Genomic DNA, 10,846 nt, shown 5'->3' on the forward strand with positions numbered 1-10,846 from the left:
GGTGTGCAAAGGCATCTTCCCCTATGCCTTATGGAGATCGCCTAATGCCGAAAGAACCTGTCGCGCGTGCTCTGCCGACGAGATCGAGGGCGGTGGGGTTGCAGTCTCGCATCATCGAACCACGGGAATATGGACATGGAACGTAATGGAGGGCAGTTGCTCGTCGAGTGCCTCTTGGCGCTGGGAGCGACGAAGAGCTTCGGGGTGCCGGGGGAAAGCTATCTCGCGGTGCTCGATGCGCTGCACGACACCGGGGGACGCCTCGATTATGTTCTGTGCCGCAACGAAGGCGGTGCCGCATTCATGGCGGCGGCCTATGGCAAGCTGACGGGCCAGCCCGGCCTCTGCTTCGTGACCCGCGGTCCCGGCGCCACCAATGCCTCGATCGGCGTGCATACCGCCATGCAGGACTCCGCGCCGATGATCCTCTTCGTCGGTCAGGTCGGAACCGACATGAAAGGCCGCGAAGCCTTCCAGGAGGTGGACTACAAGGCCGTTTTCGGCACCATGGCCAAATGGGCGGTCGAGATCGATCGGGTCGAGCGCATCCCGGAAATCCTTTCGCGCGCCTGGACGCTTGCGGTTTCGGGTCGTCCCGGCCCCATCGTGATCGCGCTGCCGGAAGATATGCTGACCTCGCTGACTGCGGCCGCGCCGCTGTCCGGCCCGGTCGAGATCGCCGAGCCCGCGCCGTCGGCTGCTGCCATGCAGCGTTTGCGCCGGATGCTGGAGGGCGCAAAGCGTCCCGTCATTCTCTATGGCGGCTGCAACTGGGCCGATGGCTCGATGGCCGCCGTCCAGGGCTTTGCCGAGGCGTCCGATATTCCGGTCGTTTCCGTCTTCCGCTATCAGGACCAGTACGACAACAACTCGCCGACCTTCTGCGGCGAAGCCGGCGTCGGCATGGTCGCCTCGGTCAAGGAACTGCTGCGCGACGCCGATGTCATCCTTGCGATCAACAACCGCTTCGGGGAAAACTCCACGGAAGGCTACACGCTGTTCGACGTGCCGCAGCCGCGCCAGCAGATCATCCACGTGCACGGTTCCGATCTGGAGATCGGCAAGGTCTATCGTCCCGCGCTCGGTATCCACGCCGGCCCGAATGCGTTTGCGCAGGCGCTGGATGCGCTCGAACCGGTCAGGGGAGAGTGGGCCGAATGGCGGGCCAAGGGGCGCGCGGCTTATGAAAAGGGCTTTAATCTTCCCGACCTGCCGTCGCCGGTCGACATGGGCAAGGTCACGGCGCTCCTGAACGAGGTTCTGCCTGAGGACGTGATCCTGACCAACGGTGCCGGCAATTTCACGGTCTGGCCCAACAAATTCTTCAAGTTCGGGCCGAAGGCGCGGCTTCTCGCCCCGCAATCGGGCGCGATGGGCTATGGCGTTCCGGCGGCCGTGGCGGCGAAAGTCGCCCATCCCGAGCGCACCGTCGTCTGCTTTGCCGGCGATGGCGATTTCCAGATGAACTGCCAGGAACTGGCAACCGCTCTCCAGCATGGGGCGCAGCCGATCATCCTGCTCGTCAACAACGGCATTTACGGCACGATCCGCGCCCATCAGGAGCGGCACTACCCGGAACGGGTCTCCGGCACGACGATGGTCAACCCGGATTTCGTGGCGCTGGCGAAGTCTTACGGTTTCCATGCCGAGCGCGTGACGGCCACGGCGGATTTCGCCGCCGCCTTCGAACGGGCGCGGGCATCGAAGACCGGCGCCCTCCTCGACCTCGACATTTCACCCGAGGCGTTGACCCCACGCCAGACGCTGAGCCAAATGCGCAAGGCCGCCCTTACTGCAAAGGAAACCGCATGACCCAGCGTCACGACATCCGCCTCGGCGCCGACATCGGCGGCACCTTTACCGACATTGCGCTCGATATCAGGGGCAAACTCTTCTCGACGAAGGTGCTGACCAATTATGCCGCGCCGGAACAGGCGATCCTCGATGGCATAGAGATTGTCATCAAGGATGCGGGCATCGCACCTGACGAGATCGACATCGTCATCCACGGCACGACGCTTGCCACCAATGCACTGATCGAGCGCCGTGGCGCCCGGACCGCGCTCGTCACGACAGAAGGTTTTCGCGATGTCATCGAGATGCGCACGGAAAACCGGTTCGAACAGTACGACCTCAGCCTCGTGCTGCCGAAGCCGCTGATCCCGCGCGAGGATCGCTTCCCGGTCAAGGGCCGCATCGATGCGCAGGGCAGGGAGCTGCAAGCGCTCGACGAAGCGGCGCTGGAGGCCTTGGCTGATATCATCGCGGAGCGCGGCTTCGGGGCCGTCGCCATCGGCTTCATTCATTCCTACATGAACCCGGCGCATGAGGAGCGCGCCCGCGAAATCCTGTCGAAGAAACTCTCGATCCCGATCTCGATCTCCTCGGAAGTCTCGCCGCAGATGCGTGAGTTCGAACGTTTCAATACGGTCTGCGCCAATGCCTATGTGCGCCCGCAGATGGCCGATTACCTGTCGCGCCTGCAGGTGCGGCTGAAGGAGATGGGGGCGGAGTGCCCGGTCTTCATGATCCATTCGGGTGGCGGGCTCATCTCGGTGGAGACGGCCGCCGAATTTCCGGTTCGCCTCGTCGAATCCGGCCCGGCGGGCGGTGCGATCTTCGCCGCCGATATTGCCCGCCGTTTCAGCCTCGACCGTGTCGTCTCCTATGACATGGGCGGCACGACGGCGAAGATCTGCCTCATCGAGGATTACCAGCCGCACACGGCGCGCACCTTCGAGGTCGCCCGCACCTACCGTTTCTGCAAGGGCTCGGGCATGCCGATCTCTATTCCGGTGATCGAGATGATCGAGATCGGTGCCGGTGGCGGCTCCATCGCCTGGGTCGATGCCATGGGCCGCATTCAGGCCGGGCCGGAATCCGCGGCCTCCGAGCCGGGACCGGCCTGCTACCAGCGCGGTGGCGAGCGGCCGGCGATCACCGACGCCGATCTCGTGCTCGGCAAGCTCGATCCCGACAATTTCGCTGGCGGCAAGATCAAGCTTTCCGTCGAGAACGCCAGCGCGGCGATCGCGCGCGATGTCGGCGAAAGATTGAAGCTCGCCCCGGAAGCCGCAGCCTTCGGCATTGTCGAGGTGGTGGACGAGAACATGGCCAATGCGGCGCGCGTCCATGCGGTCGAGAACGGCAAGAACATTTCCGAAAACATCATGATCGCCTTCGGCGGTGCTGCTCCCCTGCATGCCGCCCGGCTCTGCGAAAAGCTCGGTGTGGAGCAGTGCCTCATTCCGCAAGGGGCGGGTGTGGGGTCGGCCATCGGCTTCCTCAAGGCGCCGTTCGGCTATGAGGCGCTCGCCTCCAAGATCATGGGCATCACGAAATTCGATGCCGGGGCGGTCAACGCCATGCTCGACGACCTGAAGGCAACCGCCGAGGGCTTCGTGCGCGCCGGTACGGATGGGGAGATCATCAGCGAGATCACCGCCTTCATGCGGTATCGGGGCCAGGGCTGGGAAATCCCCGTCGCGCTGCCCGACCGCGCTTTCGCTCCGGCGGATACGGCGATGATCGAGGCGGCCTTCAAGGAGCGCTACGCCCAGTTCTTCGGCCGCGCGGTCGAAGGCCCGGAAATCGAGTTCGTGACATGGTCGGTGAAGGCGCAGGATGTGCGCCCGGAAGGCGAACGCTTCGCCCTTGAAACGGACGGTGCCGTGGTGCCCGCACCCGTCAGCCGCGCCGTCTTCGATCCCGCCTCCGGCAAACGGCTGGAAACCGCGATCGTGCCGCGCGATACGCTATCGCCGGGTGCGCGGGTGACAGGCCCCGCCGTCATCGTCGAGCGGGAAACCTCCACCATCGTCACGTCGCCGTTCGATGCCGTCATCCAGATCGACGGCACCATTCTTCTCGTGCGCAAGGGACACTGATCATGAGCGATATCAATGAAATTCGCATGCAGGTCATGTGGAACCGCCTGATCTCGGTCGTCGAGGAGCAGGCGCTGACGCTGCTGCGCACCGCGTTTTCCACCTCCGTCCGCGAGGCGGGCGATCTTTCGGCCGGCGTCTACAACGCCAAGGGCGAGATGCTCGCCCAAGCCGTCACCGGCACGCCCGGCCACGTCAACACCATGGCCGAGGCCGTGCTGCATTTCATCGCCGAAATCCCCCGCGAGGAGATGTATCCGGGCGATACCTACGTCACCAACGATCCGTGGAAGGGCACCGGCCACCTGCACGACATCACCATGGTCTCGCCCTCGTTCAAGGGAGACGAACTGATCGGCTTCTTCGCCTGCACGGCCCATGTGGTCGATGTCGGCGGGCGCGGCTTCGGGGCGGATGGCAAGTCGGTCTACGAGGAAGGCATCCAGATCCCGATCATGAAGTTCGCCGAGCGCGGCACGGTGAACAAGGACCTCCTGAAGATCCTGCGCCTCAACGTGCGCGAGCCGAACCAGGTGATCGGCGATTTCTACTCGCTTGCCGCCTGCAACGACGTCGGCCACAGGCGGCTGATCGAGATGCTCGACGAGGTCGGCTACGACAATCTCGACACGATCGGCGATTTCATCCTGTCGCGCACCCATGCGGCGACGATGGAGCGCATCGCCGGCCTGCCGAAGGGCTCCTGGTCGAACGATATGCTGACGGACGGCTACGATGTGCCGATCAGGCTCGCAGCCGAGGTCTCGATCACCGACAGCGGCGTCAATGTCGATTTCTCCGGCACGGACGGCATGAGCCGCTGGGGCATCAACGTGCCGCTGATCTACACCAAGGCCTATGCCTGCTATGCGCTGAAATGCGTGGTGGCGCCGGATATTCCGAACAATTCGGCCTCTCTCGCCGTCTTCAACGTCTCCTCGCCGGTCAATATCCTCAATGCGGAGCGGCCGGCCCCGGTTTCGGTGCGCCACGTCATCGGCCACATGGTGCCGGACCTCGTTCTCGGCGCGCTTGCCAAGGCGCTGCCCGGCCAGATTCTTGCCGAAGGTGCGGCTGCCCTGTGGAACATCCATATCTCGGCGCGCCCGGTTGCTGGCGCTGCCGGCCGCCGCGCCGAGGTGCTGATGTTCAACTCCGGCGGCATGGGTGCGCGCCCTGGCATCGACGGCCTCTCCTCGACGGCGTTCCCTTCCGGCGTCCATACCATGCCGATCGAGGCCACCGAGCATACCGGCCCCATCGTCGTCTGGCGCAAGGAGCTGCGTCCCGATTCAGGTGGTGCGGGCAAGTATCGCGGCGGCCTCGGCCAGATCATCGAGATCGCGCCGGCCGAAGGCCATGAATTCGATTTCTCGGCGATGTTCGACCGCATTGCGACCCCGGCGCGCGGACGTGACGGCGGCGAAGACGGCGCACCCGGTTCGGCAAGGCTCGACGACGGAACGAAGCTGCGGCCGAAGGGCTGGCAGCATGTGCCGGCGGGCCGCCGGCTGGTGCTGGAACTGCCGGGCGGCGGCGGCTTCGGCAACCCGGCCGAGCGTCCGGACGAAGCGAGCGCCGAAGACCTGTCCAAGGGTTACGTGACGGAGAAGAAACGATGAGCCATATCGCCAGCCGGCTTTCCGCCGTCAAACCCTCGGCTTCCATGGCCGTCTCGCAGGCCGCCAAGGATTTGGCGGCAACCGGGATCGACGTGATCGACCTCGGTCTCGGCGAGCCCGACTTTCCGGCGCCCGTCCACATCACCGAGGCCGCCTTCGAAGCGGCGCGCAAGGAGCGCATGCTCTACACCGCCTCGCTCGGCACGGCGGACCTGCGCAAGGCGATAGCCGCCAAGTTCAAACGGGAAAACGGCCTCGACTACGCCATCGACGAGATCGCGGTCGCCAATGGTGCAAAGCAGATCATCTTCAATGCGCTGATGGCAACGCTGGAGGAGGGCGACGAGGCAATCCTGCCGGCGCCCTACTTCGTCTCCTACCCGGAAATGGTCAAGCTTTTCGGCGGCGTGCCTGTCACCCCGGCCTGCCCGGCCGAAAACGGTTTTCGCCTGACGCCCGAAGTGCTGGAAGCGGCGCTGACGGAAAAGACCCGCTGGCTGTTCCTCAACATGCCGGGCAATCCCTCCGGCGCGGTCTATACCGAGGCGCAGCTGAAGGCGCTCGGCGCGGTGCTTGCCCGCTATCCTGATGTGCTAATCCTCTCGGATGAAATCTACGAGCACATCATCTTCGACGAACGCACCTTCGTCTCCTTTGGCGCGGCCTGCCCGGAACTGCGCGACCGCTCGCTGATCGTCAACGGCATGTCCAAGGCCTATGCCATGACCGGCTGGCGTGTCGGCTATGCTGCCGGTCCAAAGGACCTGATCAAGGCGATGGCGACGATCCAGAGCCAGTCCTGCACCTCCGTTTCCGCCCCGGCGCAGATCGCGGCCAAGGCAGCGCTCGAGGGACCGCAGGAGTGCGTCGCCGAATTCCGCGCGGCGTTCGAGCGCCGCCGCGATCTCGTGGTCGCGGGCATCGCCAAAATCGATACGCTGAGCCTCGATCCGCCGGAAGGCGCCTTCTATGCCTATATCGGCTGCGCGGCGCTGATCGGCGCGAAAACCCCCGCCGGCCAGACGCTGGAAGACGATGTCGCCGTCGCAAAGTACCTTCTCGACGAAGGGCATGTGGCGGCCGTTCCGGGCACGGCCTATGGTCTGTCGCCCTTCTTCCGCATGTCCACGGCAACCTCCGAAGAGGTGCTGGCGGAGGCGGTGAGGCGTATCGCGGCCGCGGTCGCCAAACTCGAATTCTGATTGGAACGAAGTATGTCCAAGCTCTACAAAACCATCCTGATCACCGGGGCAGCCGGCCGCCTCGGCACGGAACTGCGTCGCGGCCTCGCCCCGTTGGCCGACAAGCTGCGGCTGGCGGATATCACGGAAATCAAGGATGTGCAGCCAAATGAGGAGGCGATGGTCTTCGATCTCGCCGACGAAGCCGCTGTGATGAAGGCGGTCGAGGGCGTCGATGCCATCGTGCATTTCGGCGGCGTTCCGCTGGAGCGGCCCTGGCAGGATATCCTCGATGCCAATATCCGCGGCAGCTACCACATCTACGAAGCCGCCCGTAAAAACGGCGTCAAGCGCGTGGTCTATGCCTCGTCGGTGCATGCGATCGGCTATCATACGCTGGAAGCCCATATCGATACGGACGCGCCGGTTCGGCCGGACAGCCTCTACGGTGTTTCCAAATGCTTCGTCGAGGCGCTGAGCCGCTTCTACTGGGACAAGTTCGGGCTGGAGAGCGTGTGCCTGCGCATCTTCTCCTCCTTCCCGGAGCCGGCGGATCGCCGCATGCTCTGGTCCTGGCTTTCCTTCGAGGATTGCATCCGTCTGGTAACCGCCAGCCTGACGGCGCCGCGTGTCGGCCACACGATCAGCTTCGGCCTCTCCGACAATGCCGTCAAGCCGGTCGACAATGCCAAAGCCGGCCATCTCGGCTATGTGCCGCAGGACAATACCGAGCGCTTCCGCGCCAAGGTCGAGGCGGAAAAGCCGCCGGTCAATCCGAAGGCGCCGTCCACCCTTTATCTCGGCGGATGGTTCGTCGATATCGGACATCCCAATGACGAGGCATCGAAATGAAAGAGCAGTATGACGTCGTCATCGTCGGCGGCGCGGTGATCGGTTCCGCCGTCGCCTATTATCTTTCCGCCAATCCCGATTTCGACGGCTCGGTGCTCGTCATCGAGCGCGACCCGACCTATCTGAAGGCGGCGACCTCGCTGTCGTCGTCCTCGATCCGCACCCAGTTTTCCAACCCGATCAACGTCAGGATCAGCCAGTACGGCTCCGAGGTCATCCGCAATTTCGGCGAGATGATGCAGGTCGGCGACGACAAACCCGATCTCGGCTTCCATTCCGGCGGCTACCTGTTTCTCGCCAATACGCCGGAGCAGGTGCAGGTCCTCAAGGAAAACCATGAGGCGCAGGTCTCTTGCGGCGCCGATGTCGTGCTCTGGAACCGCGACGAGCTGGCGAACGCCTTCCCGCATCTCAACGTGGCGGATATCGAGCTGGCGTCCTACGGCCGTTCCGGCGAAGGCTGGTTCAACAATACCGGCCTGATGTACGGCTTCAAGAACAAGGCCCGCTCGCTCGGCGTCGATTACGTCACGGACGAAGCCGTGGCCATCGGCCGCGATGGCGATGCCGTGACGTCGGTGACGTTGAAATCGGGTGCGGTCGTCAAGGCCGGCACGATCGTCAACGCCTCCGGTCCGCGCGCGGCGCTGACGGCCCGCATGGCCGGTCTCGACATTCCGGTCGAGCCGCGCAAGCGCACCTTGTTCGTCTTCGATTGTGCCCGCACGCCCGAAGGAACCGCTGGTGTCAACCAGGGGCGGCTGCCGCTGATGATCGATCCGTCCGGTGTGTTCTGCCGGCCCGAAGGCCGCTTCTTCCTGACGGGTTGTCCGCCGGTGGAAGACCCGGCCGCGGATTGGGACGATTTCGAGCCGCGCTACGAGGAATTCGAGGAGATCATCTGGCCGGCGCTGGCCGAGAGGTCGCCCCAGTTCGAGGCGATCAAGGTGGTGAACCAGTGGGCGGGTCATTACGACTTCAATACGCTGGACCACAATCTGGTCGTCGGCCGCCATCCGGTGGTGCGCAATTTCGTCTTCGCCAACGGTTTCTCCGGCCATGGCCTGCAGCAGGGGCCGGCAACGGGGCGGGGCGTGTCGGAGTTGATCATCTACGGCGAATATCGCACACTGGACCTGACGGAGGTCGGCTACGAGCGAATCGTGGAGAATCGTCCGTTCCTCGAAAAAGCCGTTATCTAACCGCGACCGGCTGCGCCGGCGGCGGAGACGGCTGTACCTGATATGCCTGCCGGAGGGTGAATTGGCTGGACAACAAACGCGGCTTCCCCCTCTCAATGCGTTGCGCGCATTCTGGGCGGTCATGCGCCGGGGCACGTTCCGCAGTGCGGCGGACGAGCTTCTCGTCACGCCGCAGGCCATCAGCCAGCAGATCAAGCTGCTGGAGGATACCCTGCACGTTCCCCTGTTCGAGCGGAAGGCACGGGTCATCGAGCCGACGGAGCATGCGATCATCCTCTCGCATTTCGTCCAGGCGGGTTTCGACGAATTTACCGAAGGCATCCGCCGGGTCACCAATTCGACCTATCGCAACCGCATCAACATCAATGTCAGCCCGTATTTCGCCACGCGCTACCTGATGGAGCGGCTGGAGCGTTTTCGCCAGCGGATGCCCGGCGCCGACATCCGCCTGACAACGATGGTCAACGTGCGCGACTTCGCGGCCGACGAGGTGGACGTGTCCATCCAGTGGGGTTTCGGCAACTGGAAGGAATACGACGTCAAGCTGCTGATGCACGATCCGAAGATCATCTGCTGCTCGCCGGAACTGGCAAGGCAGATCAGTTCGCCCGCCGATCTCGGCCGCATGACCCTTCTTCATCCCGTCATGGCGCGCGATCTCTGGCGCAAGGTGCTGGCGCATCTCGGCCTGCCGTCGCTGGAAATGGCCGGCGAGATCGAATTCCAGGATGCCGCGACCATGCGCCGGGGCGCGATTTCCGGCATCGGCGTCGGGCTCGTCTCGAAGCTCGATGCGCTCGCCGATATCGAGGCGGGCACGCTCGTCGCGCCGCTCGGCGTCGAGATCCTCGATACGATGGACAAGAAAGATGTGCCCGGCTTCTACCTCGTCGTTCCGAGGGCTCACAAGCGGGTCAAGATCATCTCCGCCTTTTGCGACTGGATCGCCGCGGAGCACTGGTAGTCGCCTCCTATGAGGACGTGCGTTTTGCCAATTGATGTTCCCGCCAGATGGTGAACAGCCCCGCGCCGACGACGATGATGGCGCCGACGATCATGTTGGGCGTGATGATCTCTCCGAAGAGGGTGACGGCGAGGATGACATTGAGCACGAGCTGAAAATAGGTAACCGGCTGCACTTCCGCGGCCGGCAGCAGGCTATAGGCGCGGATGAGGAAATAGTGGCTGAGCGTGCCGCAGACGCAGAGGGCGGCAAGCGCATACCAGTCGGACGGCTTGACCTCGGTCCAGTAGAACGGCCCGATCGCCGAGATCGCCACCGCGCCCGCGATACCGGCATAAAACAGGCTGGTTACGGCCGAATCCTCGCGGCTCACCGCGCGGGTCGCGATGCTGTAGAGCGCAAAGAGCACGGAAGCGCCGAGAGGCAGAAGCAGCGACAGATCGAAATGCACGTCGATCGGGTTGATGATCACCAGCACCCCGATGAGGCCGACCAGCACGGCGGTCCCGCGCCGCCAGCCGACGGCTTCGCCGAGCAGCGGGATCGACAGGATCGTGATGATCAGCGGCGTCGCCTGAAAGATCGACTGGCTCATGGCAAGGCCGGCATGCACGTAGGAAAAGACGATCAGGACGATTTCCGCCACCAGCAGCAGCCCCCGGACGATCTGCAGCCAGGGGCGGCGCGTCCGGACCGCCTGCCGCATGCCGCCCTGCGATGAGGCCGCGAATGCGCAGACGAAAAGCGCAAACGCCCAGAAGCGGATCATCGTGATGAAAAGCGCCGGATACCGATCGCCAAGATATTTGGTGATCGCATCCTGCCCCGCAAAAATGCAGACGGCCAGAAAGGCAAAAAGATAGCCGCGGGTCTTGGGACTCATGATAACTCGCAATCGTTGGGCACGCTGATAGCACGGGCTTGAGGTGCGGCCAAACGAAGTTGTGATATCGGCGGCGCGGCGGGCTCAGGGGTGTGGTTGCCCCTGGCGGTTGTTTTCAGAGCGCCTTTTCCAGCTCCGGCAGGGCCTCGAACAGATCGGCGACGAGGCCGAAGTCGGCGACCTGGAAGATCGGCGCTTCCTCGTCCTTGTTGATGGCGACGATGACCTTACTGTCCTTCATGCCGGCCAGATGCT

The 10,846-nt window shown here is 64.0% G+C and carries 8 protein-coding genes and 1 pseudogene; 7 read left to right on the forward strand and 2 right to left on the reverse strand.

Translation table 11 applies throughout. The features are described 5' to 3' along the window. Positions 1–135: 135 nt before the first annotated feature. The 7 genes from ASC86_RS23235 (at position 136) to ASC86_RS23265 (ending at position 9,708) form a co-directional block, all read left to right on the forward strand. The gene (locus tag ASC86_RS23235; protein WP_056326914.1) at positions 136–1,812 is read left to right on the forward strand and encodes a thiamine pyrophosphate-dependent enzyme; all 1,677 of its coding nucleotides are present in this window, start codon (positions 136–138) and stop codon (positions 1,810–1,812) included. Next, entirely contained in the window at positions 1,809–3,887 is a 2,079-nt protein-coding gene (locus ASC86_RS23240) for a hydantoinase/oxoprolinase family protein (protein WP_056326916.1), read from the forward strand. Before ASC86_RS23235 ends, ASC86_RS23240 begins: the two co-directional genes overlap by 4 nt. Positions 3,888–3,889: 2 nt before the next feature. Then, positions 3,890–5,509 (forward strand): hydantoinase B/oxoprolinase family protein, encoded by a 1,620-nt coding sequence (locus ASC86_RS23245; RefSeq protein WP_056326918.1) that lies wholly within the window; start codon positions 3,890–3,892, stop codon positions 5,507–5,509. Then, positions 5,506–6,711, forward strand: coding sequence for a pyridoxal phosphate-dependent aminotransferase (locus ASC86_RS23250; protein ID WP_056326920.1), 1,206 nt, complete (start codon positions 5,506–5,508; stop codon positions 6,709–6,711). The genes ASC86_RS23245 and ASC86_RS23250 overlap by 4 nt, the downstream gene beginning before the upstream one ends. A gap of 12 nt (positions 6,712–6,723) precedes the next feature. Next, the gene (locus ASC86_RS23255) at positions 6,724–7,542 is read left to right on the forward strand and encodes an NAD(P)-dependent oxidoreductase (protein WP_056326923.1); all 819 of its coding nucleotides are present in this window, start codon (positions 6,724–6,726) and stop codon (positions 7,540–7,542) included. Further along, complete coding sequence (locus tag ASC86_RS23260; RefSeq protein WP_056326925.1) at positions 7,539–8,744, forward strand: FAD-binding oxidoreductase; 1,206 nt, start codon at positions 7,539–7,541, stop codon at positions 8,742–8,744. Before ASC86_RS23255 ends, ASC86_RS23260 begins: the two co-directional genes overlap by 4 nt. A gap of 61 nt (positions 8,745–8,805) precedes the next feature. Then, a complete protein-coding gene (locus ASC86_RS23265) occupies positions 8,806–9,708 on the forward strand; it encodes a LysR substrate-binding domain-containing protein (RefSeq protein ID WP_056326927.1) in 903 nt (300 codons plus the stop codon). 7 nt (positions 9,709–9,715) lie between these two features. On the opposite strand, the gene ASC86_RS23270 is transcribed toward ASC86_RS23265, so the two are convergent. Then, positions 9,716–10,591: a DMT family transporter gene (locus tag ASC86_RS23270; RefSeq protein ID WP_056326929.1), complete on the reverse strand. Its 876-nt coding sequence runs from the start codon at positions 10,589–10,591 to the stop codon at positions 9,716–9,718. Between the two features lie 115 nt (positions 10,592–10,706). Next, positions 10,707–10,846, reverse strand: a pseudogene (locus ASC86_RS26775) (electron transfer flavoprotein subunit alpha/FixB family protein); the annotation flags it as partial.

Origin of the sequence: Rhizobium sp. Root1212 (assembly GCF_001424985.1) — a bacterium.
Taxonomy (GTDB): Bacteria; Pseudomonadota; Alphaproteobacteria; order Rhizobiales; family Rhizobiaceae; genus Pararhizobium.